Source organism: Microbacterium sp. 2MCAF23 (assembly GCF_052115565.1).
Taxonomy (GTDB): Bacteria; Actinomycetota; Actinomycetes; order Actinomycetales; family Microbacteriaceae; genus Microbacterium.
In genome coordinates, this window is record NZ_JBFRGY010000004.1 from 16367 (window position 1) to 42430 (window position 26064).

The window sequence follows — 26064 nt, forward strand, 5'->3', positions numbered from 1 at the left end:
GTCAGGGAACATCGAGACTCTAAGCCTCCCGGGGTATCGGCTCGAGGTCGAACGTGTTTCCGCCGTGTTACGGATTCGGCCCGGTTCCCGGTCCCTCCGCCGGCGCCCCCGTCACTTGCGGTCCGTCTGGTCCTCGCCCGAGTCGGTCGGCTTCGAGTTGCGTGTGAACTCGCGCTCCCAATCGCGCAGCTCATCGCGGCCGACCAATGAGTCCAGTGAGACTTGGAAATGAAGGGCTTTGCGGGCGTTCACCTGCTTGACGTTGTCCAGCGCCTGCTGGGATACGGCGTCCAGGGCCTCCTGCACCTCCTGGATCCGCTCGTCCGGGTCCTCCCACAGCTGCGGATTCTGCAAGATGTCCAGCAGGTAGTCGCGATCCAGCGCCGCAACCAGGCGGCCGAGCTTGTCGGTGTACTCGACCTCGGCGAGACCGCGCTGATCATCCGCGGCTCTCGCATCCAGCCGTGGGAACAGCTGCGACACGGTGCCGACGAGGGAGCCGATCGTGGTCGCCGTCCGCGCGGCGATCGCGTCCCCGGCGCCCAGTCGCGCATAGTCCTGCTGCAGGGCGCTCAATCGGGTGAGCCTGTCATTGACGGACGACGGGATCGCGGCGGGTTCCGCTCGGCGTCCGCGGCGTCGACGCAGCACGGTGATCGCCGTCACGATTCCCGCAGCGACGAGCGCGGCGACGATCCCGACAGGCAGCAACCATGCCACCGCCGGGCCCGCGCCTCCCGAGGTCGATTCGCCTTCCGGCACCGACGCCTCGATTCGCTGCACCGCCGCGGTGAGCGCGTTCGCGGTGTTCCCGTTCGCGCTGATCTCCGCCTCGTTCGCGATCGACATCGCCTCATCCTTCGGGATCGTGCGCGACGTGGCCTGCAGGTCGGTGCCTATCGCGACCACGAGGGAGCCGTAGTGCGTTCCGTCGAAGAGCTTGTCGAGCAGGTACGTAGGGTACGGCTTCGAGTCCAGGTAGGCCTGGTCGGGTAGCACGACCACCGCGATGGAGCCGTCGGACGGTACCAGTTTCGCCAGCTGCGTCTGCAGTCCGCTCGCATTCGCGACATCCGGCGAGACGTAGACAGCCCCCTGCTGCAGATGGCTCGCAGCGTCATCCAGCCAGCCGCCGGACGGATCCGCGGCCGCTCCGGCGCCCGTGTGCTCGGTCATGCGCGCCTCACTCAGAAGTTGTTGATCACCGAGGCGAACACGAGATCGATGCGCTGCGGATCCGAGGCGTCGAACATCTGCCCGCCGGTCGCCTCGGCGATCCGCTTCAGGGCGGTCTTGTCCGCGTCCGCGCCGTACGCGATCGCGAACACGCGCACCAGGGACTGGTCACCGCCCTCCTTCGCGTCCTTGCCGAGCTGCGCCACCAGAGAGTCCAGCGAGGTGTCGGAGTCGGTGTCCTGACCATCGGAGAGCAGCACGATCGCATTGATGCGGCCGGGTTCGGCGCGCGCGCTCATCGCCTTGTACGCCGTGAGCACGGCGTCGTACAACGGCGTGCCGGCGCGGTGCGCGTAATGCAGATCGTTGAGGGAGCCGCTCAACGACTCCCGGTCGGAGCCGAGCGGCGAGATGTCGCGCACGGCGAGCACGTTCTTACCGGCCGACGACTGCACCTCCGTGGTGAACGCCCACACCCCCACCTCGTCCGTGCCGCGGAAATGCTGCAGGTTCTGCTGCGCGCCGTCGATCGCGCCGTCCAGACGACTTCTTCCATCGCCGATCGAGTCGTCCATGGATCCGGAGATGTCGATGAGCTCCATCACCGAGGACGGCTTTCGCACCTGTGCCCACTGGTCCAGAGCCGCAGAGATCGTGCTCACGTCCGGCTTGGGCAGCGAGATAGCGGGCTGGGCAGGATCGATGCCGTTCTGCCTCGTGAACAGGTCGCCGAGGTCGGCCTTCTCGTCCAGCGGGCGGAAGCCGTAGGCCGGCAGCAGCTTCTGCGCCGCGGGTGTCTGCAGGAACGCGGCGAACGCCGTCCCCGCCGCGCGCTGGGCGTCGGTGACCCAGTCCGCTCCGAGCACGGTGATCGGGTCGTCGGACCACAGCGATCCACCGGACGGGTAGATCGCCACGAGCCTGTCCTTGGGCGGGGTGAGCTTCTCCCCCGGCTGCACGGTGTGCGAGTCGGGGTTGCCCAGGTTGTAGTTGATCAGCGAGGTCTCCTCCAGCGCCACGGCCGAGACGTAACCCGAGCCTTTCGCACCGTGCTGCGTCTCTTCGTACAGGCGGGACAGCACATTGCCGGTGGTGTCGCCGTAGTGGATCACGCACTCCTCGAATACCCGGGAGAAGTCGGCGGCGGCGTCCACGTCCGCGGGTGTCAGGTCGCTCGACTTCCCGCTCGCGGCGTAGGCCTGCATCAGGATCGTGGAGAGACCGGTCGTGGACGTGTTCGGGTTGGTCTTGGAGATCTTGAAGGATCCCCAGATCGGCTTGCCGACGCTGCCCCAGCCGTCCGGGTTCTTGCACAGGTTCGCGAGATCGGCGATGCCCAGCTTCTTGTCCGGCCAGCCCAGCGCCTTGGCCATCGTCTCCGGCATGCCGAACACGATCGGCGTGCGCGCGAACGACGCCGGCTCTCCGACGAGGGAGGCCGAGGACGCCGCAGCGACGCGATCGGTCCACACCGTCGACGCCGGTGACCAGAGCGTCGGCCACAGGTCGCGATCCTTGGTCGGCCAGTCTCCGCCCTGGGTGAGATATGCCGCAGCGTTGCCCGATGACACGTTGACCGGGCGCACCGTCGCGCACGTCTTCAGGCCCTTGCTCTCGGCGGAGTCCTTGAACGCAGCGGCCAGTGCGTCCAGCATGTTGACCTTCTCCGACGACGTCGCGACCGCGACGTGCGTGCACCCGTCGTTCTCGAAGGAGGATCCGCTGGTGCTTCCGCTGCCGCCGTGGTCCGCGGTCGGCGTGCACGCGCTCACGATCAGCGCCACGATCGCTGCGCCCGCCGTCGCCACGACGGCCACCGCCCGTCTCCTGCGGGCGGTCCCGCCGGAACGTCCCCCTCGTCCCCCTCGTGCTGTGTCCATGCGCCCACACTAACCGAGCGCGTGTCCGCGTCAGTCGCGGATCTGAGCTCCGAACCGCTCGGTCGCGACGGCGACGCCGGCGAGCTTCGCCTCCGTCGCCTCCGCGGCGGTCAGCGTGCGATCATCGGCCCGGAAGCGCAGCGCGAAGGTCAGGCTCTTGGATCCGTCCGGAACGCCCTCGCCACGGTAGTCGTCGACGAGGCGGACCGACTCGAGGAGCGCTCCCGCGCCCTCGGACAGGGCGGCGCTCACATCGGCCGCGGGGATCCCGGCGTCGAGCACGAGCGACACGTCCTGCGTCGCGGCGGGGTAGGTCGACAGCGATGCCGCGACCACGCGCTCCCCCGCCAGCGCCAGCACGCCGTCGAGGTCGAGCTCGAGCACCACCGCGCGTCCGGGCAGGTCTGCGTCGGCCGACACCTGGGGGTGCAGCTCGCCGACGTAGCCGACCTCGGTGCCGCGCACCTGCAGCACACCGGCGCGTCCCGGGTGAAGGGACGCACGGCTGCCCTGCACGACGTCGATCTCGACGCCCGCGGCATCCGCGATCACGCGCACGGCGTCGAGCGCCTCGCTGAGGCCGTACTCCTCGGCCGCACGCCCCGGCTGGCGCGGGGTGACGTGCCCGGTGAACAGGGCGGCGACGAGGCGGGCCTGCGGCGGGATCGAGGCGTCCAGCTCGGCGAGCTTCTCGTCCGAGGGCCGGACACCCAGCGGCGGCACCTCGTCGGTGCCGTAGACCACGCCCGGCTCCGGCAGGAACACGACGCCGGTCTCGAAGATCGCCAGATCCACGAGGCCGCGCGCGATGTTGCGATGCGCGATCTGCAGCAGCCCGGGGAGCAGGGAGCGCCGCAGGAACGGCGTCTGCCCGTCGAGCGGGTTCGCGAGGCGCACACCGGGAAGGCTCTCCCCGGAGGCGGAGCCGTGCAGGTCGTTCTGCTCCTGAGTGGTGAACGGGAACGCCGGGGTCTCCACGAGTCCTGCGGCGGCCAGGGCGTTCGCGACGCGGCGCCGGCCCTGCTGCAAGTCGGTCAGTCCGCGACCGGACGGCGGGGTCGGCAGCACGGACGGGATCCGGTCCAGTCCGTGGATGCGCGCGACCTCTTCGGCCAGCGACCATTTGTCGGTGAGGTCGGGGCGCCAGCTCGGCGGGATCACTACCCACCCGGTCGCTGAGCCTGTCGAAGGGTCGTCCGCCGTGACCTCGGCGCCGATCGTCTCGAGCGCGCCCGTGACCTCGTCGTCGGTGTAGTCCACCCCGATCAGGCCCTGCACGAAGCCGGCCGGAAGGTCGATGCCCTCGATGTAGACCTCGGCGAAGAGCGCGCCGCCCTCCTCCGTCAGGGTGCCGCCGGCGAGTTCGACCATGAGATCGGCGACGCGACGCGCGGCAGCGAACGGGATGAGCGGATCCACTCCGCGCTCGAAGCGCTTGGACGCCTCGCTGGGCAGCTTGTGCCGGCGGGCGGAGCGCGCGATCGTGATGGGGTCGAACGTCGCCGCCTCGATGAGCACGTTGCGCGTGGTGCCGCTCATCTCGGTCGTGCCGCCGCCCATGACGCCGGCGAGGCCGATCGGACCCGAGCCGTCGGTGATCAGGAGGTCCTCGGCGTGCAGGATCCGCTTCTGGCCGTCGAGCGTGACCATGGTCTCGCCCTGCGCAGCACGGCGGACCACGATGTTCCCGTCGAGCTTGTCCAGGTCGTAGCCGTGCACGGGGTTGCCGAGCTCGAGCATCACGTAGTTGGTGATGTCGATGAGCACGCCGAGCGAGCGCATACCCGCGAGGGTGAGGCGCGCGATCATCCACGGCGGAGTGGGACGGGACGGATCCACGCCGCGCACCACGCGGGTGACGAACTCGGTCGCGCCGGTGGCGCCGCGAATGGGAGCCGTGTCCTCGACGACCGCGGTGCGGCCGCTGCCGGGCTGCAGCTCGGCGAAGTCGCGGTCGGCGGGGTCGCGGAAGGCGGCTCCGGTCGCGTGCGCGTACTCGCGGGCGATGCCGCGGAGCGAGAACGCGTAGCCGCGGTCGGGCGTGACGTTCACGTCGACGGCGACGTCGTCGAGTCCGAGGAGGGCGATCGCGTCGGTGCCGACAGGGGCGTCGATGCCGAGTTCGGAGAGGATCAGGATCCCGTTGTGCTCATCGCCGAGACCGAGCTCGCGGGCCGAGGCGATCATGCCGTCGGAGACATGCCCGTAGGTCTTGCGCGCGGCGATCGGGAAAGGCCCGGGCAGCACGGCGCCGGGCAGGGTCACGACGACCTTGTCCCCCACTGCGAAGTTGCTCGCGCCGCAGACGATGCCGCGGACGCCGCCGTTCGCCTCGCCCACGTCGACCTGGCACCAGCGGATGGTCTTGCCGTTGGACTGCGGCTCCTCCTCGAAGGAGAGCACCTGCCCGACGACGACCGGGCCGGAGATGTCGAAGCCGTGCAGCTCCTCCTCCTCGAAGCCCACGGAGACGAGCGCCGCGAAGACGTCGTCCGGCGTGACCGTCTCGGCCACATCCACGTACTCACGCAGCCACGAAAGCGGGACGCGCATCACACCACCATCCCGAACTGCTCGCTGAAACGGACATCGCCCTCGGCCATGTCACGCATGTCCTGCACATCGCTGCGGAACATCAAGGCGCGCTCGACGCCCATGCCGAACGCGAAGCCGCTGTACACATCGGGGTCGATCCCCGCCGCGCGCAGCACGTTGGGGTTGACCATGCCGCAGCCGCCCCACTCGATCCACCGCGCGCCGCCCTTGAAGGTCGGGTGCCACAGGTCGAGTTCGGCGGAGGGCTCCGTGAAGGGGAAGAAGTTCGTGCGGAAGCGGGTCTTCGCCTCCGGGCCGAAGAGCTGACGCGCGACGTGGTCGAGCGTGCCCTTGAGGTGCGCCATCGAGATGCCCTTGTCGACGACGAGGCCCTCGAACTGGGTGAACACCGGCAGGTGGGTGGCGTCGAACTCGTCGGTGCGGTAGACGCGCCCGGGGCACAGCACGTAGATGGGCACTTCGCGGTCGAGCATCGAGCGCACCTGCACGGGGCTGGTGTGCGTGCGCATCACGAGGTGACGCGAGGGCGGATCCACGTAGAACGTGTCCTGCTCCTGACGTGCGGGGTGGTCGACGTCGAAGTTCAGCGCGTCGAAGTTGAACCACTCGTGCTCGAGCTCGGGGCCTTCGGCGATCTCCCAGCCCATGCCGACGAACACGTCGCTGATCTGCTCCTGCAGCAGCGTGAGCGGGTGCCGGGCGCCGACCCGGGTACGCGAGGCGACCGCGGTGATGTCGACGCGCTCGGCCTCGAGCCGCGCGGCGGTCTCGGCCTCGGCCAGCTCCGCCTCCTTGGCGGCGAGCGCCTGCGTGACGCGCCCGCGGCCCTGGCCGATGAGCTTGCCGAAGGCGGCCTTGTGCTCGGGAGCGACCTGGCGCATGGACGCGTTGAGGATCGCGAGCGGCGACCCCTCGGCGACGTGCGCAGCGCGTGCGGCCTTCAGCTCGGCGGTGTCGGCCGCGGACCCGATCGCGGCGAGCGCGGCCTCGACGGCGGTCTCCACCGCCTCGGGGGTGATCTGTGCTGCTTCGGAAGCGCGAGGGGAAGTCTGTGCGTTGTCGGACACGAGAACCGAGTCTACCGGCGCGGCGGCATCCGCCCCGCCCGCCACCGATCGCTCAGAGCGGCCCGAACATCTCCGTGCGCTCTGTCGGCGCCCACGACAGACGCTCGCGCTCCAGGGTCGCTGCGAGGCGAGGATTCCTCTGCGTCTGCCGTCGCAGGATCTGCCTGCTGCGGCCGACGATCGAGGGCGGCACGACGAAGACCGAGACGAGCAGGAGCACCATGCCGAGTTCGACGAGCACCGGCACCAGCACCCGGCCGCTCGTCAGGGCGCCGATCGCGAGGAACACCGTGAAGACGCACAGGATCCCTCCGGCCGCCCACAGCCCGCTCCGCAGACTCCCCGGGCCGCGGACGGACAGGGAGGTCCCCGGCCTCGGCACCCAACGCCGCACGCGCTGCAGGAACCATCCGCCGGCCGCCGCGAGGACAAGGCCGACGATCATCCATGGCATGGTCGACAGCGTTCGGCCGGTGACGGCGACCATCACCCCTGCGAACAGAACGGCCGAGATGCCCACGCTCAGAAGCGCCGCCCACATGCCGGCCGCCGCAGCCCGCGCATCCGCGATCTCCCGCAGCCGGGTGGAGAACTCCGGTGCGTACTGCTTCCCCAGCTCCGGGTCGAGCCACTGTGCGAGCGTGCGGCTCGATGCGGGCGGGTACGCGGAGACCGGTTCGACGTGCACCATGACCGCGAGGCTACAGGGCGCCTCGGTCGGCGTGGTGGGGACCGGCGCGCTCAAGCCCCCCGCTGAGCGCGCCGGGGTCAGCGCGGCCCGCCGCCGGCGTCGAGGTTGCCGGCGCGGCCCTGCAGCGCGATGACCTCGGTCAGGGTCGACTCGTCGTCCGCGGCGGAGTTGCCGACGTGGTGGAGCACCTTCGGCGAGCGCCGGGTGCGCACCTCGAGCCACTTCGCGATACCGGAGAGGATCAGGCACATGGAGATGTAGATGACCGCGACGATGAGACCCGCCTGCAGCAGCGGGCGGCCGGGCTGCCCGCTGAGGTACTTGGCGTAGTAGATGAGTTCGGGGTAGGTGATGATGAAGCCGAGCGCCGTGTCCTTGAGCGTCACCACGAGCTGAGCCACGATGACCGGCAGCATCGCCCGGATCGCCTGCGGCAGCAGGATGAAAACCATGACGCCGGACTTGCGCAGGCCGATCGCGTAACCGGCCTCCTTCTGCCCCTTCGGCAGCGCCTCGACACCGGCGCGCAGCGCCTCGGCGAGCACGGAACCGTTGTAGAGCACGAGGCCGATCACGACGGCCGCGTACGCCGACATCCGGAAGGTGGATCCGGGGATCGAGTTCACGCCGTAGAAGAAGATCATCATCATGACCAGCACCGGCACGGCGCGCAGCAGTTCGATCACGACGGTGACCGGCACCCGCACCCAGGCGTGGTCGGAGAGCCGCCCGATCGCCAGCACGAAGCCGAGCAGGATGCTGCCGACCGCGGCGGCGAGGAAGGCGCTCACGGTCGCCCACAGCGCCTGGGCCATCCCCTGCCAGACGAGCGAGTAGGTGAAGAGGTTCCACCGCGCGGCGTCGAACTGGCCGGTCACCGCGAATCTATAGACGACGAAACCGACCGCGGCGACCACGACCAGGACGGTCACGATGCCGAGGAGGAGGTTGCGCCGGACGGCCTTGGGGCCGGGGACATCGTAGAGAACGGATGCGCCGCTCATCGGACGATCCTCCACTTCTTCTCGAAGTGCCGCTGCACGAGGCTCAGCAGGAACACCAGGACGATGAACACCACGGCGACCCACAACAGGATCTCCATGACAGTGCCCGGCCGGTTCGCGGAATCGGCGACGGTGGCGCGCAGCGCGGCGAGCTCGGCGATGGAGAAGCCGGCCGCCACCGTCGTGTTCTTCAGCAGCGCGATGAACACGCTCATCATGGGCGGCACCACCGATCGGAACGCCTGCGGCATGACGACAAGCGTCATCACCTGCCCGAAGGTGAGGCCGATCGCGCGGGCGGCCTCGGCCTGCCCCACGGGCACGGTGTTGATGCCGGCACGGAGGACTTCCGCGACATAGGTCGCGGTGTAGATGCCGAGGGCGATGATGCCCAGCGGCATGAACGGGATCTCCGGAAGATCGAGCTTCGGATATCCGAAGACGAAGAAGAAGAACACCAGGGTGAGCGGGGTGTTGCGCACCAGGTTCACGTACACCGTGCCCACGCCGCGGGCGATCGGCACCGGCGAGACCCGCATGGCGCCGACGATGGTGCCCAGCACGAGCGCCAGCGCGCCGCCGCCGAGGAAGAGCAGGACCGTGTTCAGGGTCGCCTGCCCCCACAGGTCGAGATTGCCCAGGAGTGCGTCCACGCGCTCTCTCCTTCCGGTTCGGGTTCGGGGACGTCCGAGGACGTCGGGGAAGAAGCGGCCGGCGGGGTCAGCCCCGCCGGCCGCCCCGGATCACTTCTCGACCGCGGGCTGGGTGACCTTCATGCCGCTGGCGCCGAGGTTCTTCTCGAAGATCGCCTTCCAGGTGTCGCCGCCTTCGGTGAACATCGTGTTGATGAACGTCTGCAGTGCCGCGTCGCCCTTGGCCAGGCCCACGCCGTACTTCTCCGTCGTGAAGGGCTCGCCGACGACTTTGAGCTCTTCTGGATCCTGCGAGGCGTAGCCGATCAGGATGGCCTGGTCCGTCGTCACGGCATCGACCTGCTTGCTGATCAGCTGGTCCACACACGCGGAGTACAGGTCGAGACCGACCGTCTTGGTGTCGGGGAAGTTCGCCTGGATGTTCTGCAGGGGCGTGGATCCGGTCGCGGAGCAGACCGTCTTGCCGGCGAGATCCTTCTCGCTCTTGATCGTGTCCTCGCTCTTGCGGACCAGCAGGCCCTGGCCGGTGACGAAGTACGGGCCGGCGAAGTCGATCACGGCCTTGCGCTTGTCGGTGATCGAGTAGGTGCCGACGTAATAGTCGATGTCGCCGTTCACGATGGACTGCTCGCGGTTGGCCGACGGGATCGGCTTGAACTCGATCTTGTCCTCGCTGTAGCCGAGCGACGCCGCGATCCAGCGCGCGATGTCGATGTCGAAGCCGCTCCGCTCACCCGTGGTCGCGTCCTTGAAGCCGAGGCCAGGCTGGTCCTCCTTGACGCCGATGGTGATCTTGCCGTTCTTGGTGATGCGGTCGAACGTCGGGCTGCCTTCGAGCTTGACGTCCTTGGCGACCTCGAACAGCGGCTTGTCGCTGGTCGGGCTCAGGCCCTCCCCCGTGGATCCGGGGCTGGTCGGGCTGCCGCTGTTGCAGCCGGTGAGGGCGATCAGGGCGACGGCGGCGATGCCGATGCCGGTGAGGATCCGTGACTTTCGCATGTGCTTCTCCTTCAGTGCAGGGTGCTGTGGTGCGGGATCAGGTCAGTGGGTGAGCAGCTTGGACAGGAAGTCCTTGGCACGGTCCGACTGCGGGTTGGTGAAGAACTCCTCGGGACCGGCCTCCTCGAGGATCCGGCCGTCGGCCATGAACACGACGCGGTTCGCCGCCTTGCGGGCGAAGCCCATCTCGTGCGTGACGACGATCATCGTCATCCCGCTCGCGGCCAGCTCGATCATGACGTCGAGGACTTCGGTGATCATCTCCGGATCCAGCGCGCTGGTCGGCTCGTCGAAGAGCATCACCTTGGGGTGCATCGCCAGTGCCCGGGCGATCGCGACGCGCTGCTGCTGCCCGCCGGAGAGCTGTGCGGGGAGCTTGGAGGCCTGCTGGGCCACGCCCACGCGCTCGAGCAGCTGCATGGCCTCCTTCTCCGCATCCGCTTTCTTGAGGCCGCGCACCTTGATCGGCCCCAGCGTGACGTTCTCGAGGATCGTCAGATGCGCGAACAGGTTGAACGACTGGAACACCATGCCGACGTCGGCGCGCAGCTGGGCCAGGCCCTTGCCCTCGGCAGGAAGCTCCTTGCCGTCGATCGTGATCGAGCCGCTGGTGATGGTCTCCAGACGGTTGATGGTGCGGCAGAGGGTCGACTTGCCGGATCCGGACGGTCCGATGATGACGACCACCTCGCCCTTGTGCACGGTGAGGTCGATGTCGGTCAGCGCCTGGAAGTCGCCATAGTGCTTCTGCACGTGGTCGACCACGACCAGGGGTGCGCCGACGGAGGCAGGGCGGGATTCGGGCATGTCGGAACTCCGTGAGGACGAGCGAGGCGGATGGAACCGCGGGGTGACGATGACGCTATTGGTTCGCCCGCTCCCGGAGCACTGCGCTTGAGGATTCCTTGAGGGTTTCGTCGCTCCCGTTTCCGGGCGGTTTCCCGCACGCGACAGCGGTGTTCCACAGGATGCGCCGCACCCTCAGTCGTGCGTCTCCCGGTAGTACCGTGCGGCACCGGTGTGCAACGGGATCGGGTCGGTGAAGATCGCCTGCCTGCGATCGAGCAGCGCCGCCGCGGGTGCAACCCGGGCGATCGTCGCGCGCTCGTCGAAAAGCACCGCCGTCGCGTCGTGGATGAGCGCCTCCGGCGCATCGGCGCGGGCGATCAGGTAGTTCGGCACCGTCATCGTCACCGTCGAGCTGTCGATGCCATAGCCGCCGATCGGGAAGTCGGCCTGCCGGTAGGCACCGGCATGCGCCGCGTTGACGGCCTCGACGACAGCCGGCGGAATCGACAGCAACCGGATCGGAGTGCCGGCCGCGAGCGTCGCGATGCCCGGTGTCGGCAACCCGCCCACCCAGAAGAACGCGTCGATCTCCCCCTTGCGCAGAGCCGCGATCGACCCCTCGAGGCCCAGCTCCGGATTGCTGATCGCGGCGGCGTCCACGTCGGCGGCCGCGAGCACGCGTCGGGCGACGAGTTCCACCCCGGAGCCGCGCGCGCCCAGCGAGACCCTGCGCCCTGCGAGGTCGCGCAGGTCGTGCACATCGGATCCGTCCCTGACCACGATGTGCACGTACTCGTCGTACAGCCGAGCGACGGCGACGATCGGGATCGCCTCTTCGAACGCGCCCGTGCCCGCCACGGCGTCCGCGACCGCATCGCCCTGCGCGAAGCCGAGCACCGCCCGGCCGGATCCGATCCGCTCCAGGTTGTCGACGGATCCATTGGTCTGCTGCGCGGTGAACCGGACGCCGAGGCGGGTGGCGAGAGCCGCGGCGTACTGCTGGCCGTAGCCGTAGTAGACCCCGGTCGCTCCCCCGCCGGCGATCGTCTGCGGCTTGTCCGCCCAGCTGCGGTCCTCCGGTGCGCACGAGGCGAGGCTCGACACGCTCAGCACGCAGAGCAGCAGCGCGACCAGCATCCGCGCCGTCCTCCACCCCGACCGCGTCGCGCCACCGCTCGGCGCGGTGCGCCGGGGCCGCCCCTGGCTGCTCTGCACGGTCATCGCGCCTCCGCGGCGGGGAGCACCAGGACCACCCGGAGCCCACCGTCCTCCGGTGCCTCCAGACGCACCCCTGCATCGACCGTGGCCAGCAGATCCGTGGCGATCGCGAGGCCCAGGCCCGTGCCGGGGATCGCGCGCGTCCGGTGACTGCGCCAGTGCCGGTCGGTCGCGTGCGCGAGCTCGTCCTCCGCAAGGCCCGGACCGTGATCGCGCACCGACAGCTCGCAAGCGGCCTCCGCGCGCGCCACTGTGATGTCGACCACCGTGCCCGCCGGCGAGAACTTCACGGCGTTGTCGATCACGGCGTCCAGCGCGCTCTCGGCGATGGTCTCATCCGTGGTGGAGCGCACCGGTGCGTGGACGTGCAGAGCCAGTGCGACGCCTTTCGCGGCCGCCGCGTCCTGCCAGGCCACCACGCGGCGCTCGGCGAGATCGGCGAGATCGACCGGATCGCGCAGCGGCGCGGGATCGGATCCGCGCGCGAACGACAGAAGGGTCTCCAGGATCCTCGACATCCGCCGGCCCTCTTCGCGCGTCGCCTCGACCTCGTCGTCCCAGCTGCGGTCCAGGCCCGTCGCGAGCGATTCCACCCGCAGCAGCAGAGCGCTCAGCGGATTGCGCAGTTCGTGCGACGCGTTGAGGGCGAACTCCTGCTGACGCGACACCACGCGCTCGATCTCCTCCGCCATCCGGTTGAAGAGCAGGATCATGCGGTGCAGCTCCGGGGGTCCGGTGTCGTCGGCGATGCGCGCCTCCATGTCACCGCGCTCGATGGCCTCCATCGCCTCGTCCACGCGGTGCACCGGCTTGAGCACCCAGCGCGCGAGGCCCAGCACCACGAGCAGGCCGATGCCGATCGCGACCACGCTGACGATGCCGAGCAGGATCCACTGCCGCACGATCTCGGCACGCGGCGCCTCCACGCTCGCGGACATGACCACGGCGCCGATGACGTCGCCCTGATCGAAGATCGGCTCCACCAGCGACTGCTCGGCGAACTGCCACGGCAGCAGGACGGGCTCCGGCAGGTCGCTGCGCCGCCCGGAGAGAGCGAGCTGCACCTTGTTCACGGTGGCGTCGTCGAGCACCGGGGACTCGCCCTGCTGCGGTGACCAGGGTCGGCCGGACCGGTCGACCACGATCACGCGCGTGCCGTACAGATCGTGGTACCGCTGCAGTTCGCCGTCCAGCACTTCGGAGCTTCCAGACAGCAGCGCCTGCCGCGCGCTCGTCACGAACGTGCCGATGTCACCGACCTGCTGCGTGTAGAAGCCCTGCTGCACGCTGCGGGAGGCCGCCCAGCCGTATGCGCCGCCGAGCAGCAGCAGCACCGCCGCGAGCGGCACCAGGAACACGATGAACAACCGCTTCCGCACGGGTCACAGTCCCGTCAGCCGGTAGCCCACGCCGCGGACCGTCTCGATGAGCGCCGGCCGCCCCAGCTTGCGCCGGATCGAGGCGACGTGCACCTCGAGCGAGCGGGCGAAACTCTGCCAATCGGTGTTCCACACCTCGCGGATGAGTCGCTCGCGCGGCACGGCGACACCCGGATACCTGGCCAACACCGCGACGATGTCGAACTCCTTGCGGGTCAGCTCCACGGGCTCGCCGTCCACGAGCACCCGGCGCGCGACGAGGTCGATCCGCACACCGTCGATGTCGATGCCGACCGGCCCGACCTCGCCGGCGATCGCATGGCTGCGGCGGGTGACCGCCTCGATGCGGGCGAGCAGCTCCTGCACGTCATAGGGCTTGACCAGGAAGTCGTCGGCCCCGGCGCGCAGTCCCCGTATGCGCTCGTGCACCTGGCTGCGCGCGGTGGCGATGAGGATCGGGACCCCGCTGACCGCGCGGATGCGGCGGCAGAGGTCGATGCCGTCGATGTCTGGAAGGCCGAGATCGAGGATCACGGCCTCCGTGTCGGTGCCGAGCATGTCGAGAGCGCCCCGTCCGTCGCCCGCACGCTCCACCGCATAGCCGGCACGGCCGAGGAACCCGGCGAGGGCGTCGGCCACGCGTTCGTCGTCTTCGACGATGAGGATCTTCATACTCAGGCGCGCTGGGCGAACGCGCTCTCGTAGAGGCAGACACTGGCGGCGGTGGCGAGGTTCAGCGACTCGGCCCGGCCGAAGATCGGCAGCCGGAGCGCCCGATCGGCCAGCTCCAGCGCCGGCTCCTCCAGCCCGTGCGCCTCGTTGCCGAACAACCACGCCGTGGGCCGGGCGAGCACGCCTTCGGCACGGGCCGCGAGCAGGTCATCGCCCTTCACGTCCGCGGCGACGACCTGCAGGCCGGCAGCGTGCGCGCGCTCGATGACATCGGCGAGATCGCCGCCGACCGAGACCGGCAGATGGAAGAGGGATCCGGTGGTCGAGCGCACGACCTTCGGGTTGTACAGGTCGACCGTGCGTCCGGTGAGCACGACCGCGTCGGCGCCCGTCGCGTCGGCGGCGCGGATGATGGTGCCGAGGTTGCCGGGGTCGCGCACCTCCTCGCAGATCGCGACGAGGCGCGGAGCGGCGGCGAAGATGTCCCGCACGGACGTGGGCGTCTGCCGGGCCACCGCGACCACGCCCTGCGGCGTGACGGTGTCGGCCATCGCCGCGAGCACGAACTCGGTCACGTACTCGAAGCGCACGTCCGCGTCGGCCGCCGCCTGACGCAGGTCGCCGTGCTTGTCCCATGCGGTCGGCGTCGCGAAGAGCTCGACGATGGCCTCGGGCCGATAGGACAGCGCTTCGCGGACCGCCTGCGGGCCCTCCAGCAGGAACAGGCCTGTCTCGGTGCGGGCGCTGCGCTTGGTGAGCTTGGCGACGGCGCGCACGCGCGGGGATCGGGGGTTCTCCAGCACGATCACAGTCTAGGGACACCGAAGGGGCGCCGCCCTCATGGACGACGCCCCTTCGTGATTCAGATGCTTACGCAGCCGACTTCGTGCTTACGCAGCCGACTTGGGCGCGTTGACGTCCGCCGGCAGAGCCTTGCGGGCCGTCTCGACCAGCGCGGCGAACGTCGCCGGCTCGTTGACGGCGAGCTCGGCGAGCATGCGGCGGTCGACCTGGACGCCGGCGAGACCGAGGCCCTGGATGAAGCGGTTGTACGTGATGCCGTTCTGGCGGGCAGCGGCGTTGATGCGCTGGATCCACAGACGACGGAAGTCGCCCTTGCGCTTGCGACGGTCGCGGTACGCGTAGACGAGGGAGTGGGTGACCTGCTCCTTCGCCTTGCGGTACAGGCGCGAGCGCTGGCCACGGTAACCCGAGGCGCGCTCGAGGATGACGCGACGCTTCTTGTGAGCGTTGACGGCGCGCTTGACTCTAGCCATTTTCGTGTGTTCCTGTTCGTGAGATCGGGCGCGTCAGCGGCCGAGGAGCTTCTTGGCGACCTTGGTGTCAGCCTTCGACATCACCTGGTCCTGGTTGAGGCGGCGGGTGCGGCGGCTCGACTTGTGCTCGAGGTTGTGACGCATCCCGGCCTGCTGCTTCTTCAGCTTGCCGCTGCCGGTGATCTTGAAGCGCTTCTTGGCACCCGAGTGGGTCTTCTGCTTCGGCATCTTCTCTTCCTTCGTATGGCGCCCAGCTGGGCGACAGGGTTCTGCCCGCGCATTGCGGGAGGTCTGTGTGGGGCTTATCGCTCCGACCGGATCACTCCGTGGTCGAGGCGGGAGCAGCCGATTCTGCGGGCTCTGCCGGCGCGCCCGGCGCCTTGGCGTCGCGGGCCGCCTGCTTGTTGGCCGCGCGCTGCGCGTCGCGCACCGCGTTCTGCTCGGCCTTCGCCTCGGACTTGTTCTTCAGCGGGGCGACGACCATGACCATGTTGCGTCCGTCGATGGTGGGGTTGGACTCCACCGTGCCGAACTCGGCCACGTCCTCGGCGAACTTGCGGAGGAGCCGCACGCCCTGCTCGGGACGGGACTGCTCCCGACCGCGGAACAGGATCATCGCCTTCACCTTGTCGCCGGCCTTCAGGAAGCCCTCGGCACGCTTGAGCTTGGTCGTGTAGTCGTGCGCCTCGATCTTCAGACGGAAGCGCACCTCCTTCAGGATGGTGTTCGCCTGGTTGCGGCGAGCTTCCTTCGCCTTCTGCGCGGCCTCGTACTTGAACTTGCCGTAGTCCATGATCTTGACCACGGGAGGCTTCGAGTTCGGGGCCACCTCGACGAGATCGAGGTCGGCTTCCTGCGCAAGACGCAGTGCGGCCTCGATGCGGACGACGCCGATCTGCTCACCCGCGGGGCCGACGAGGCGGACCTCGGGGACGCGGATGCGCTCATTGGTGCGGGGATCGCTGATGCGGACTCCTTAGACGATGGTTTCGGCCACCGTGATCCGGACGGATCACGGGCGAAATCAGAATCGTCCCACCCGCCGGCAGTCAGACGCCGGCGACACCCTGACCCGCTGCACAGCTGTCGCTGCACGGCGGCTACCGATGTGAATCGGCGGAGTGCTGGACCCGGTAGCCTTGAGCGGCAAGCGCGGGTGGGAAGTGAATCCTCTTTCGTGCCGGGACATAAGCCCCGGAGCCCGCAGAAGTCTATCAGAAGGCAAGACCTTCGGAAAGCCGGCACTGTGAGCACTCCCGCGCCCGACGGCCACGAGCACGTCTCCCCCTCCACCTCCACGCTGGATGACACCGCGACGGGCGCCGCCCGGGACATCGCCGACGTCGCCGCCGTCGAGGTGATCACCACCGCCGCCGTGCATCTGCTCAGCGCCGCCGCGGTCAAGGTCGGCCTGGCCGATGACCCCGAGACGCAGAAGGATCTGGACGAGGCCCGCAAGCTCATCAACGCCCTGGCCGGCCTCATCACGGCCGCCGCCCCCGAGATCAGCGACATGCACGCACGCTCGCTGCGCGACGGGCTGCGCTCCGTGCAGCTCGCGTTCCGAGAGGCGTCCGTCATCCCGGATCCGATCGGGCAGGGGCCCGGCGAGAAGTGGACCGGCCCGGTCAACTGACCGGGCTCGCCCGCACCCTCAGACGCTGGCGCGCAGCTTCACCGTGAGCGAGTCGACGAGCACGGCGATGCGGTCGTCTGCGGCCCAGCGCTGAGCGAGACGCGCGAGCACCGCATCGAGCGTCTCCCGGTCCAGTCCCTCGACGAGCTCGAGCGTGACGACGAGCTCCGGGCCGCGCAGGCGCGCGTCCGGGTCGCCTGCGGAGACGGCGACATCGATCACGGCGAGCTCGCTGCCGACGCTCTCCAGAAGGCCCGCGTAGACCTCGGGCGAGAGGAAGCTCGGCTCCCACTGCTGCCCCTGCGCGATCGCCCACACCGCGGGACGGCGCAGCACGAACTCGGTCTCGGATCCGGGGTCCAGCACGATGAGCTCCGCGTCCCCCGAAGAGGCGGACAGCGCCACGCGGGCGGCCTCGACAGGGATGGGGCGCGCGATCGGATCCCACGCGCGCATCGTGTCGACGCTCGTGAACGCCGGCTGCACCGTGCGTCCGTCGGGCGCGGCGACGGTGACGAGCGAGAGCTCCTGGGTCTTGTCCACCGTCAGGCCCGACGGTGCCACGCCCTCCTCGCCCTTCTCCGCGACGAGCGGCACGAGCACGCGCGCGGCGCGGAACGCGTCGACGACCTCGGCCTGCGACCCGGCACCGGCGCGGAACCGGGTCAGCGCGTCCCAGAGAGCCGGGTCCGCAGAGCCGTCATCACCCGCGCGGGTGTTCTCCTCGAACGAACGCCCCGCCCAGGGAACTCCTGCGGAGTCGCCCGTGCTGGGATGCGCGCCGTGATCGTGATCGCATCCGGCAGCACCAGACACGGCACCGTCAGGATCCGGCGACATCCAGCGCCTCGGCCAGGGTGAACGCGCCGGCGTACAGCGCCTTGCCGACGATCGCGCCCTCGACGCCGAGCGGCACGAGCTCGCGGAGCGCGGCGATGTCATCGAGGTTCGCGATACCGCCGGATGCCACCACGGGCTTCGGGGTGCGCGCGGTGATCTCGCGGAGCAGGTCGAGGTTCGGCCCCTTGAGCGTGCCGTCCTTGGTGACGTCGGTGACGACGTAGCGGCTGCAGCCGGCGTCCTCGAGGCGGTCGAGCACCGTCCAGAGGTCTCCGCCCTCCTTGGTCCAGCCACGGGCGGCAAGTGTTGTGCCGCGCACGTCCAGGCCCACTGCCACGGCATCGCCATAGCGCGCGATGACGTCGGCGGCCCACTCGGGGTTCTCCAGCGCCGCGGTGCCGAGATTGATACGTGACGCGCCCGACTCCAGCGCCGCCTCGAGGCTCGCGTCGTCGCGGATCCCGCCGGAGAGCTCCACGTTGACGCTGCGGAACTGCTTGATCACGCGGCGCAGGATCGCCGTGTTGCTGCCGCGGCCGAACGCGGCATCGAGGTCGACGAGGTGGATCCACTCGGCGCCCTGGTCCACCCACTCGGCGGCGGCATCGAGCGGATCGCCGTAGCTGGTCTCGCTTCCGGCCTCGCCCTGCGTCAGGCGCACGGCCTGGCCGCCGGCGACGTCCACCGCCGGGAGCAGGGTCAGGGAGGGGGACTGCGCGAACTCGTTCATGTCGTCCTTCGGGTCACGGTGCGCTGCGCTCTTCGGGCGCGGCACGAGAAGAGAGTAGTCCGGGTGCGTGCGGGGCACCAATCCCCCGCCGTCACACTCCGAGGAGGGGGTCAGAGCGTGGAGATCCAGTTGCGCAGCAGCTGGATGCCGGCCTCGCCGGACTTCTCCGGGTGGAACTGGGTCGCGGACAGCGGTCCGTTCTCGACCGCGGCGAGGAATCGCGAGCCATGCTCGGCCCAGGTGAGCCGCGGCTGCGGGAACGGCGGCATGACGTCGAGCTCCCACGTCTGCGCGGCGAACGAGTGCACGAAGTAGAAGCGTTCGTGCTCGATCCCCCGGAACAGGACGCTGTCCGGGTCGGGCTCCACGGTGTTCCAGCCCATGTGCGGCAGCACCGGCGCGTCCAGCTCGGTGACGATGCCGGGCCACTCCCCGAGGCCGTCGACCTCGGCGCCGCGCTCGACACCGCCGGCGAACAGCACCTGCATGCCCACGCAGATGCCCAGAACAGGACGACCGCCGGCCAGGCGCCGTTCGATGATCTCGTCACCGCCGTGCGCGGCCAGCGCCTCGCGGACGGCCGCGAACGCGCCGACGCCCGGGACGACGAGCCCGTCGGCCTCGAGCGCCGCGGTGCGATCGCCGGTGAGCTCCGCGTCCGCGCCGGCGCGGATCAGCGCCTTCACGGCGGAGTGCACATTGCCGGATCCGTAGTCGAAGACCGCGACGGTCGGACGGCGACCCTCTGCCTGGGCGGTCACAGCGCGCCCTTGGTGGAGGGCACGCCGACCACCAGCGGGTCCAGCGACTTGGCCTGACGGAACGCGCGCGCGAACGCCTTGAACTCGGCTTCGGCGATGTGGTGCGGGTCGCGACCGCTGATCACGCGCACGTGCACGGTGAGCGCCGCGTTGTACGCGATCGCTTCGAAGACGTGACGGACGAGGGATCCCGTGAAGTGGCCGCCGATCAGGTGGTGCTCGTAGCCCGCCGGCTCACCCTCGTGAACGAGATAGGGCCGACCCGAGATGTCGACGACCGCCTGCACGAGCGCTTCGTCGAGGGGCACGAGAGCGTCGCCGTAGCGGGAGATGCCGCTCTTGTCGCCCAGCGCCTCGCGGATCGCCTGACCGAGCACGATCGCGACGTCCTCCACCGTGTGGTGCGCATCGATGTGGATGTCGCCCGAGGCGCGCACCGTAAGATCCGTCAGCGAGTGCTTCGCGAACGCCGTCAGCAGGTGGTCGAAGAACGGGACCGAGGTGTCGATGTGGCTCTGACCCGTGCCGTCGAGGTTGAGCTCGAGCTCGATCGTCGACTCGGACGTGGAGCGGGTGCGACGCGCGGTCCGGGCCGCAGCAGGGGTCTCAGCGGTCATGAGGCCGATCCTATCGAGGCGAGGGCGTCCAGGAATGCGGTGGTCTCGGCCTCTGTGCCGGCCGTGACGCGCAGGTGGTTCGGGATGCCGACATCGCGGATCAACACGCCCTTGTCATACAGAGCGCGCCACGTTGCCGCCGGGTCCGCGACGCCGCCGAACAGCACGAAGTTCGACCAGGACGGGTGCGGCGTGTAGCCGAGGGCCTCGAGCGTGGCCGAGATCCGATCGCGCTGCGCGACGATCTCGTCGACCATCGCGAGCATGATCGGCGCATTGCGCAGGGCCGCGACCGCCGCCGCCTGGGTGAGGGCGCTCAGGTGGTACGGCAGGCGCACGAGACGCAGTGCGTCGATGAATGCCGGATCCGCCGCGAGGTAGCCGACCCGCGCTCCGGCGAAGGCGAAGGCCTTGCTCATGGTGCGGGAGACGGCGAGCCGCGGACGTCCCTGCAGCAGCGTCAGCGCCGACGGCGAATCCTTCGGGGCGAACTCCTGGTAGGCCTCGTCCACGATCACGATGCCGCGCGCCGCCTCGTACACCGCCTCGATCACGTCGAGCCGGAGCGGAGTGCCGGTGGGGTTGTTCGGCGCGCACAGCAGGATGACGTCGGGGTCGTGCTCCACGACCTGTGCCACCGCCTCGTCGACGGTGAGCTCGTAGTCGGGGTGGCGGGTACCGGCGATCCAGGAAGCCCCCGTGCCCTGAGTGAGCAGCGGGTACATGGAATAGGTCGGGGCGAACCCGAACACGGTGCGACCGGGACCGGCGAACGCCTGCAGGATGTGCTGCAGCACCTCGTTCGAGCCGTTACCGGCCCAGATGTTCGCGGCGGTGAGGTCATGGCCGAGGTAGCCGGCGAACGCCTCACGGAGCTCTGTGAACTCACGATCCGGATAGCGGTTGACGTCACGCAGCGCCACGGCGATGTCGTCGAGGATGTCGCTCGCGACCTGCTCCGGCACCGGATGCGTGTTCTCGTTCACGTTCAGCGCCACGGGCAGCGGAGCCTGCGGGGCGCCATAGGGCCGCAGCCCACGGAGATCGTCGCGAAGGGGTAAATCGTCGAGCGAGACAGTCACCCTGCCATGCTAGGCGGCCGCGCTGTGGTGCGTGGCACAGATGACCGCGGTTGCTGAGCGACGCCGAAGTACGGTTGCTGAGCGACGCCGAAGTACGGGATCAGCGCCCGGTCGATCCGTACCGTGCCGGGATCGCCAGGTGCTGTCCGACCTCGATCACACCTCCGTCGACGAGGTTCAGCTTCGAGATCTCGGCGACCACGTCGCGCGGGTCGGCATTCGGCGCGATCTCGCCCGCGATCGACCACAGGGTGTCGCCGGGCTGCACCGTGACGGTCGCGAAGGTGTTGCCCGTCGTCTGCTCCCCGGAGGCGAGCGCGGATCCGCTGCTCAGCGCCGCGAACGCGATCGTTCCGGCCACCGGGAGCGCGACCAGCGCCGCGAGCACGCGCCGGCCGCGTGCGGTGATCCGCAGTCGCGTGGCGGGTACCTGACCGGCGAAGGTGATGCTGCTCATGGTGCTTCTCCTCAGTGTCTGTGTCGGTCCGCCTCTCCCCGGATGCGCATCCTCTGATGAGAATCTTCGAATCCGGGCCTCTGGAGAGGCGAACCTACGTACCGAAACTACTTTCGAGTTCGAACATCTGTCAAGCCTTCTTCGAATATCGGTTCCGAAAACTTGCCGACACGCTCGAACAGATCTATCGATTTCGGTCCGATCTCGGATACGGTTTCGATACGAAGACCCCATCACGGACCACCGACATTCGAATCGCCGCCCGCGAATCCATGCCGATCCCACCGATCCGCGAGGGCACGACGCACACGAAGGAGATGGCATGAGCGACGGTGCGACCCCCGGCCCCGAGGCCCCGCGGACACGGCGCCGCAAGAGCCTCAGTGCGAAGCAGATGGCGATCCTCGAGGTCATCCAGACCTCGATCGCGCGGCACGGCTACCCGCCGAGCATGCGCGAGATCGGCGACGCCGTCGGCCTCAAGTCCCTCAGCAGCGTGACGCATCAGCTCGGCCAGCTCGAGCTCAGCGGCTATCTGCGTCGCGATGCCGGCAAGACCCGGGCCATGGAGGTCCTGATCGACCTTCCCGGCACATCCACCGAGAATCCCGCCGATACGGCCCCGTCCGTCGGCGACGCGGCACTCGTGCCCCTCGTGGGCCGGATCGCCGCCGGTGTGCCGATCACCGCCGAGCAGCAGGTCGAGGAGATCTTCCCGCTCCCCCGTCAGCTCGTCGGCAAGGGCGATCTGTTCATGCTGAAGGTCTCTGGCGAGTCGATGATCGACGCGGCCATCTGCGACGGCGACTGGGTCGTCGTGCGCTCTCAGGGCACGGCGGAGAACGGCGAGATCGTCGCCGCGATGCTCGACGGCGAAGCCACGGTGAAGACGTTCCGCCGTCGCGATGGCCACGTGTGGCTGCTCCCCCGCAACAGCGCATTCGAACCGATCCTCGGCGACGATGCGACGGTGCTCGGCAAGGTCGTGGCGGTGCTGCGCGCGGTCTGATTCCCGCCCCTTCCACGTCGAAGCCCCTTCTGCGTACCGAGGCCCCCTCTCAGACCCGTATCTGGGAGGGGGCCTCGGTGCTGCGAGGGGGCCTCGACGAAGACGCCCGGTGCGGGAAGATCAGACCGCGACCGACACGTCCTCGCGGACGCGGCGCGTGGCCTCGACGATGTTGCGCAGCGAGGCGTTGGTCTCCTCGTAGCCGCGGGTCTTCAGACCGCAGTCCGGGTTGACCCAGAGCTGCCGCGTGGGGATCTCCTCGACGGCACGGCGCAGGAGCGTCTCCACCTCGGACGCGTCGGGGACGCGCGGCGAGTGGATGTCGTAAACGCCCGGTCCGATGCCGTGGTCGAAGCCCGACGCAGCGATGTCGGTGACGACCTCCATGCGGCTGCGCGCGGCCTCGATCGAGGTCACGTCGGCGTCCAGCGCCTTGATCGCGTCGATGACGACGCCGAACTCCGAGTAGCAGAGGTGGGTGTGCACCTGCGTCGCCGTCTCGGCGCCCGCGGTGGAGAGGCGGAAGGAGGCGACGGACCAGTCCAGGTACGCGGGCTGGTCGGCCTTCTTGAGAGGCAGGAGCTCGCGCAGCGCCGGCTCGTCGACCTGGATGACGCCGATGCCGGCGGCCTCCAGGTCCGCGATCTCGTCGCGCAGCGCAAGAGCCACCTGGTTGGCGGTCTCGGCGAGCGGCTGGTCGTCGCGGACGAACGACCAGGCCAGGATCGTCACCGGACCCGTCAGCATCCCCTTCATGGGCTTCGCCGTGAGCGACTGCGCGTACTGCGACCACTCGACCGTGATCGGGGCCGGCCGCGAGACATCGCCCCAGAGGATCGACGGGCGGGTGGCACGGGATCCGTAGGACTGCACCCAGCCGTTCTCGGTGACGTCGAAGCCGTCGAGGTTCTCGGCGAAGTACTGCACCATGTCGTTGCGCTCGGGCTCGCCGTGCACGAGCACGTCCAGGCCCAGTTCCTCCTGCAGCGTCACGACGCGGCCGATCTCCTCGCGGAGGAAGCCGTCGTACTCATCCGCCGTGATCTCGCCCTTGGTGAACTGCGCGCGGGCGCGGCGGATCTCGCCGGTCTGCGGGAAGGACCCGATCGTGGTGAGCGGAAGCGCGGGCAAATCGAGCGCGATCGACTGCGCAGCCACCCGGGCGTCGTAGTCGCCGCGGTCGAAGTCCGTGGCGGTCAGTGCGGCGGTGCGGGCACGGACGGCGTCCACGCGCACGCCGGGCGCGCCGAGCCGGTCGGTCAGAGCGGCGGAGGCGGCGTCGAGCTCCACGGCGATCGCGGCGCGACCCTCGGAGAGACCCTTCGCGAGGGTGGTGACCTGCGCGACCTTCTGGTCGGCGAAGGCGAGCCAGTTCACCAGGCGGGCGTCGAGCTTCGACTCGTCCTCGACGTCGTGCGGCACGTGCTGCAGCGACGTGGAGGTCGACGCGGACACACCGGCCGCACCGAGGTCGCGCAGTGCCTCGAGCGTGTCGAAGGCTGCGGCCAGGTCGCCCCGCCAGATGTTGTGCCCGTCGATCACGCCTCCGACCAGAACCTTGTCGGCGAGTCCCGGGACAGCGGCGGGCACGGTGCCGCGCACGAGGTCGAGACCGATGGCCTCGATCGGAGCCGCGGCGAGGACGGCGAGGTTCGCGTCGAGCGCGGCGTAGGGCGCGGCGACGAAGATCGCCGGACGCTCGGCGAGGCCGCCGAGAACCGCGTAGGCGCGCGAGGCGGCGGCGCCGAGTTCGGCGACGGACGACGGCAGCGACTCGCTCACCAGGGCGGGCTCGTCCAGCTGCACCCACTCGGCACCGGCGGCCTTGAGCGCACCGAGCAGCTCGGCGTAGACCGGGACCAGGTCGTCCAGGCGGGACAGCGGGTCGAAGCCCTCCGGGGCCTCGTCAGCCGCCTTGGCGAGCGCGAGGAAGGTGACGGGGCCGACGATCACGGGGCGGGTGCGGAAGCCGGCCTGCGCCGCTTCCTGCACCTGACGCACGATGCGGCCGCTGGAGAGCGAGAAGGCGGTGTCCGGTCCGATCTCGGGTACGAGGTAGTGGTAGTTCGTGTCGAACCACTTGGTCATCTCGAGCGGCGCACGCTCTCCCTCGCCGCGGGCGATGGTGAAGTACGCCGGCAGGCCGATCGTGCCGTCGGCGGACCGAAGGTCTTCGAAACGAGCGGGGATCGCGCCCACGGTGACGGCGGCATCGAGCACCTGGTCGTAGTACGAGAAGGACTCGGGGATCGCCGAGTCGGCGCGACCCAGGCCCTGCTCGGCGAGGCGCTCGCGCGTCGTCGCGCGCAGCTCAGCGGTGGTGCGCTCGAGCTCGGCCTCATCGATCCGTCCGGCCCAGAACGCCTCGACGGCCTTTTTGAGCTCACGGCGGCGGCCGATGCGCGGGTAGCCCAGGATGGTGCCCTCGGGGAATGCGGTCATGACGGTCCTCTCTGACGGAAGGGGGAAGGAAGCGGCCTAGTGCGCGCCGCGGGAATCTGCGAACTGCGGGATGCCCTGCGGAGAGACGGCGCTACGCTCGGGCAGCACGCCGGCCCCCTCGAGCACATCCAGCACGGTGCGGTGCTGGTTGAACGCGTACAGGTGCACGCCCGGCGCGCCGCCGTCCACCAGCTCTCGCACGAGCGACCCCGCATGCGCGACGCCGATCTCGGTGCGGCCCTCGGCCGTCGGCTCGACCTCGAGGGCGATGGACAGTTCGGCGGGAAGCTCCTCGCCGCTGAGCTCCAGCACACGGCGCAGGCGCGCGGGCGAGGTGATCGGCATGATGCCCGGCAGGATCGGGATCGTGACCCCGGCGCGACGTGCGCGCTCCACGAACGCGAAGTAGTCGTCGGGGTGGAAGAACAGCTGCGTGATCGCGAGGGTCGCCCCCGCGGCCTGCTTGGCCAGCAGCGCGTCGATGTCCTGGTTGCGATAGGTCGAACGCGGATGCCCGTTGGGGTAGGCGGCCACGGCGATGCTCACCTTGCGTCGCGGCGTCACCTGCACGGCTCGCGGAACGCCGGGGATCGGTCGCTCCTGGTACGGCGCGCGCTCGGCCTGCGCCCGGTCGATGAGCTGCACGAGCTGCGCCGAGCTCTCCAGATCCCCGAGGAACGGCTCGCTCTCGTCGAGCGGCGGGTCGCCGCGCAGGGCGAGGAAACTGAGGATCCCGGCGTCGAGGAACTCCCGGATCAGCCGCGAGGCTCCGGCATACGTGTTGCCGACGCAGGTGAGATGCGCGAGCGGCTCGACCGAGGTGTGCTCGCGGATGTAGCGCAGCACGTCGAGCGAACGTCCCCCGACGGACCCGCCGGCGCCGTAGGTCACGGAGATGAACCTCGGCGCGGCCGTGGCCAGCTGCTGGATCGTCTCGTGCAGCGCCTCGATCGGGGCGGTAGTGCGCGGCGGATACAGCTCGAAGGAGAGCGGCACGCGCGGCTGAGCGACCCCGGCGGGGGCGAACGGCGGCGCGTCGAAGGACATCTCTCTCCAGGGTCGGGGCGGTCACCCCACGCTAGGCGGCGCCGCGATGCGACGCATGCTGTGTTTCACCATGTGTCGGCTC

26 protein-coding genes are annotated in these 26064 nt (G+C 69.7%); 2 read left to right on the forward strand and 24 right to left on the reverse strand.

The features are described 5' to 3' along the window. Nucleotides 1-111: 111 nt before the first annotated feature. From AB4078_RS04735 to infC, 16 genes are all read right to left on the reverse strand, one after another. The gene (locus tag AB4078_RS04735) at nucleotides 112-1176 is read right to left on the reverse strand and encodes a hypothetical protein (RefSeq protein WP_441976166.1); all 1065 of its coding nucleotides are present in this window, start codon (nucleotides 1174-1176) and stop codon (nucleotides 112-114) included. 11 nt (nucleotides 1177-1187) lie between these two features. Then, on the reverse strand, nucleotides 1188-2993 hold the full coding sequence (locus AB4078_RS04740) for a substrate-binding and vWA domain-containing protein (protein WP_441976167.1): 1806 nt from the start codon (nucleotides 2991-2993) through the stop codon (nucleotides 1188-1190). Nucleotides 2994-3086: 93 nt separating this feature from the next. Continuing rightward, on the reverse strand, nucleotides 3087-5609 hold the full coding sequence (gene pheT, locus AB4078_RS04745) for a phenylalanine--tRNA ligase subunit beta (RefSeq protein WP_441976168.1): 2523 nt from the start codon (nucleotides 5607-5609) through the stop codon (nucleotides 3087-3089). After that, entirely contained in the window at nucleotides 5609-6679 is a 1071-nt protein-coding gene (gene pheS / locus AB4078_RS04750) for a phenylalanine--tRNA ligase subunit alpha (RefSeq protein ID WP_440734458.1), read from the reverse strand. The genes pheT and pheS overlap by 1 nt, the downstream gene beginning before the upstream one ends. Before the next feature lie 52 nt (nucleotides 6680-6731). After that, complete coding sequence (locus AB4078_RS04755; RefSeq protein ID WP_441976169.1) at nucleotides 6732-7370, reverse strand: hypothetical protein; 639 nt, start codon at nucleotides 7368-7370, stop codon at nucleotides 6732-6734. 77 nt (nucleotides 7371-7447) lie between these two features. After that, nucleotides 7448-8374 (reverse strand): amino acid ABC transporter permease, encoded by a 927-nt coding sequence (locus AB4078_RS04760; protein ID WP_441976170.1) that lies wholly within the window; start codon nucleotides 8372-8374, stop codon nucleotides 7448-7450. Beyond that, entirely contained in the window at nucleotides 8371-9027 is a 657-nt protein-coding gene (locus tag AB4078_RS04765) for an amino acid ABC transporter permease (protein WP_440734461.1), read from the reverse strand. The genes AB4078_RS04760 and AB4078_RS04765 overlap by 4 nt, the downstream gene beginning before the upstream one ends. A gap of 90 nt (nucleotides 9028-9117) precedes the next feature. Then, nucleotides 9118-10026, reverse strand: coding sequence for a glutamate ABC transporter substrate-binding protein (locus AB4078_RS04770; protein ID WP_441976171.1), 909 nt, complete (start codon nucleotides 10024-10026; stop codon nucleotides 9118-9120). Between the two features lie 42 nt (nucleotides 10027-10068). Next, nucleotides 10069-10833: an amino acid ABC transporter ATP-binding protein gene (locus AB4078_RS04775; protein ID WP_440734463.1), complete on the reverse strand. Its 765-nt coding sequence runs from the start codon at nucleotides 10831-10833 to the stop codon at nucleotides 10069-10071. A 174-nt stretch (nucleotides 10834-11007) separates the two neighbouring features. After that, nucleotides 11008-12036: a TAXI family TRAP transporter solute-binding subunit gene (locus AB4078_RS04780; RefSeq protein ID WP_441976172.1), complete on the reverse strand. Its 1029-nt coding sequence runs from the start codon at nucleotides 12034-12036 to the stop codon at nucleotides 11008-11010. Then, nucleotides 12033-13412 (reverse strand): sensor histidine kinase, encoded by a 1380-nt coding sequence (locus tag AB4078_RS04785; RefSeq protein WP_441976173.1) that lies wholly within the window; start codon nucleotides 13410-13412, stop codon nucleotides 12033-12035. The genes AB4078_RS04780 and AB4078_RS04785 overlap by 4 nt, the downstream gene beginning before the upstream one ends. A gap of 3 nt (nucleotides 13413-13415) precedes the next feature. Then, complete coding sequence (locus AB4078_RS04790) at nucleotides 13416-14084, reverse strand: response regulator transcription factor (protein ID WP_440734466.1); 669 nt, start codon at nucleotides 14082-14084, stop codon at nucleotides 13416-13418. A gap of 2 nt (nucleotides 14085-14086) precedes the next feature. Then, nucleotides 14087-14887: a TrmH family RNA methyltransferase gene (locus tag AB4078_RS04795; RefSeq protein ID WP_440734467.1), complete on the reverse strand. Its 801-nt coding sequence runs from the start codon at nucleotides 14885-14887 to the stop codon at nucleotides 14087-14089. Between the two features lie 87 nt (nucleotides 14888-14974). Then, the gene (rplT, locus tag AB4078_RS04800; RefSeq protein ID WP_045272308.1) at nucleotides 14975-15361 is read right to left on the reverse strand and encodes a 50S ribosomal protein L20; all 387 of its coding nucleotides are present in this window, start codon (nucleotides 15359-15361) and stop codon (nucleotides 14975-14977) included. Between the two features lie 33 nt (nucleotides 15362-15394). After that, entirely contained in the window at nucleotides 15395-15589 is a 195-nt protein-coding gene (gene rpmI / locus AB4078_RS04805) for a 50S ribosomal protein L35 (protein WP_440734468.1), read from the reverse strand. Nucleotides 15590-15680: 91 nt separating this feature from the next. Beyond that, nucleotides 15681-16328 (reverse strand): translation initiation factor IF-3, encoded by a 648-nt coding sequence (gene infC, locus AB4078_RS04810; RefSeq protein WP_440734731.1) that lies wholly within the window; start codon nucleotides 16326-16328, stop codon nucleotides 15681-15683. A 333-nt stretch (nucleotides 16329-16661) separates the two neighbouring features. On the opposite strand from infC, the gene AB4078_RS04815 reads away from it, so the two are divergent. Continuing rightward, nucleotides 16662-16997, forward strand: coding sequence for a DUF1844 domain-containing protein (locus AB4078_RS04815; RefSeq protein WP_440734732.1), 336 nt, complete (start codon nucleotides 16662-16664; stop codon nucleotides 16995-16997). Between the two features lie 18 nt (nucleotides 16998-17015). Here AB4078_RS04815 and AB4078_RS04820 read toward each other — a convergent pair whose 3' ends face one another. The 6 genes from AB4078_RS04820 to AB4078_RS04845 form a co-directional block, all read right to left on the reverse strand. Beyond that, nucleotides 17016-17837, reverse strand: coding sequence for an SseB family protein (locus AB4078_RS04820; RefSeq protein WP_441976174.1), 822 nt, complete (start codon nucleotides 17835-17837; stop codon nucleotides 17016-17018). After that, a complete protein-coding gene (gene priA, locus AB4078_RS04825; protein ID WP_441976443.1) occupies nucleotides 17821-18567 on the reverse strand; it encodes a bifunctional 1-(5-phosphoribosyl)-5-((5-phosphoribosylamino)methylideneamino)imidazole-4-carboxamide isomerase/phosphoribosylanthranilate isomerase PriA in 747 nt (248 codons plus the stop codon). Before priA ends, AB4078_RS04820 begins: the two co-directional genes overlap by 17 nt. 110 nt (nucleotides 18568-18677) lie before the next feature. Next, the gene (gene hisH / locus AB4078_RS04830; protein WP_440734470.1) at nucleotides 18678-19328 is read right to left on the reverse strand and encodes an imidazole glycerol phosphate synthase subunit HisH; all 651 of its coding nucleotides are present in this window, start codon (nucleotides 19326-19328) and stop codon (nucleotides 18678-18680) included. Continuing rightward, a complete protein-coding gene (hisB, locus tag AB4078_RS04835; protein WP_441976175.1) occupies nucleotides 19325-19945 on the reverse strand; it encodes an imidazoleglycerol-phosphate dehydratase HisB in 621 nt (206 codons plus the stop codon). Before hisB ends, hisH begins: the two co-directional genes overlap by 4 nt. After that, the gene (locus tag AB4078_RS04840) at nucleotides 19942-21027 is read right to left on the reverse strand and encodes a histidinol-phosphate transaminase (protein WP_441976176.1); all 1086 of its coding nucleotides are present in this window, start codon (nucleotides 21025-21027) and stop codon (nucleotides 19942-19944) included. Before AB4078_RS04840 ends, hisB begins: the two co-directional genes overlap by 4 nt. Nucleotides 21028-21127: 100 nt before the next feature. Continuing rightward, entirely contained in the window at nucleotides 21128-21484 is a 357-nt protein-coding gene (locus AB4078_RS04845; protein WP_441976177.1) for a LysM peptidoglycan-binding domain-containing protein, read from the reverse strand. Nucleotides 21485-21806: 322 nt separating this feature from the next. On the opposite strand from AB4078_RS04845, the gene lexA reads away from it, so the two are divergent. After that, entirely contained in the window at nucleotides 21807-22493 is a 687-nt protein-coding gene (gene lexA / locus AB4078_RS04850) for a transcriptional repressor LexA (RefSeq protein ID WP_441976178.1), read from the forward strand. 120 nt (nucleotides 22494-22613) lie between these two features. Here lexA and metE read toward each other — a convergent pair whose 3' ends face one another. Together metE and AB4078_RS04860 are read right to left on the reverse strand one after the other, a co-directional pair. Beyond that, nucleotides 22614-24935 (reverse strand): 5-methyltetrahydropteroyltriglutamate--homocysteine S-methyltransferase, encoded by a 2322-nt coding sequence (metE, locus tag AB4078_RS04855; protein ID WP_441976179.1) that lies wholly within the window; start codon nucleotides 24933-24935, stop codon nucleotides 22614-22616. Nucleotides 24936-24971: 36 nt separating this feature from the next. Continuing rightward, nucleotides 24972-25982 (reverse strand): methylenetetrahydrofolate reductase, encoded by a 1011-nt coding sequence (locus AB4078_RS04860; RefSeq protein WP_441976180.1) that lies wholly within the window; start codon nucleotides 25980-25982, stop codon nucleotides 24972-24974. Nucleotides 25983-26064 lie beyond the last annotated feature (82 nt).

Bases quoted from the DNA above. Each gene is read 5' to 3' on its own strand.
- AB4078_RS04755 (WP_441976169.1), bottom strand. From the start codon at position 7,370: ATGGTGCACGTCGAACCGGTCTCCGCGTACCCGCCCGCATCGAGCCGC.
- AB4078_RS04790 (WP_440734466.1), bottom strand. From the start codon at position 14,084: ATGAAGATCCTCATCGTCGAAGACGACGAACGCGTGGCCGACGCCCTC.
- AB4078_RS04780 (WP_441976172.1), bottom strand. From the start codon at position 12,036: ATGACCGTGCAGAGCAGCCAGGGGCGGCCCCGGCGCACCGCGCCGAGC.
- pheT (WP_441976168.1), bottom strand. From the start codon at position 5,609: ATGCGCGTCCCGCTTTCGTGGCTGCGTGAGTACGTGGATGTGGCCGAG.
- priA (WP_441976443.1), bottom strand. From the start codon at position 18,567: ATGAACGAGTTCGCGCAGTCCCCCTCCCTGACCCTGCTCCCGGCGGTG.
- metE (WP_441976179.1), bottom strand. From the start codon at position 24,935: ATGACCGCATTCCCCGAGGGCACCATCCTGGGCTACCCGCGCATCGGC.
- AB4078_RS04860 (WP_441976180.1), bottom strand. From the start codon at position 25,982: ATGTCCTTCGACGCGCCGCCGTTCGCCCCCGCCGGGGTCGCTCAGCCG.
- AB4078_RS04760 (WP_441976170.1), bottom strand. From the start codon at position 8,374: ATGAGCGGCGCATCCGTTCTCTACGATGTCCCCGGCCCCAAGGCCGTC.
- AB4078_RS04775 (WP_440734463.1), bottom strand. From the start codon at position 10,833: ATGCCCGAATCCCGCCCTGCCTCCGTCGGCGCACCCCTGGTCGTGGTC.
- hisB (WP_441976175.1), bottom strand. From the start codon at position 19,945: ATGACCGCTGAGACCCCTGCTGCGGCCCGGACCGCGCGTCGCACCCGC.
- lexA (WP_441976178.1), top strand. From the start codon at position 21,807: ATGAGCGACGGTGCGACCCCCGGCCCCGAGGCCCCGCGGACACGGCGC.
- rpmI (WP_440734468.1), bottom strand. From the start codon at position 15,589: ATGCCGAAGCAGAAGACCCACTCGGGTGCCAAGAAGCGCTTCAAGATC.
- AB4078_RS04735 (WP_441976166.1), bottom strand. From the start codon at position 1,176: ATGACCGAGCACACGGGCGCCGGAGCGGCCGCGGATCCGTCCGGCGGC.
- rplT (WP_045272308.1), bottom strand. From the start codon at position 15,361: ATGGCTAGAGTCAAGCGCGCCGTCAACGCTCACAAGAAGCGTCGCGTC.
- AB4078_RS04770 (WP_441976171.1), bottom strand. From the start codon at position 10,026: ATGCGAAAGTCACGGATCCTCACCGGCATCGGCATCGCCGCCGTCGCC.
- AB4078_RS04820 (WP_441976174.1), bottom strand. From the start codon at position 17,837: ATGTCGCCGGATCCTGACGGTGCCGTGTCTGGTGCTGCCGGATGCGAT.
- AB4078_RS04845 (WP_441976177.1), bottom strand. From the start codon at position 21,484: ATGAGCAGCATCACCTTCGCCGGTCAGGTACCCGCCACGCGACTGCGG.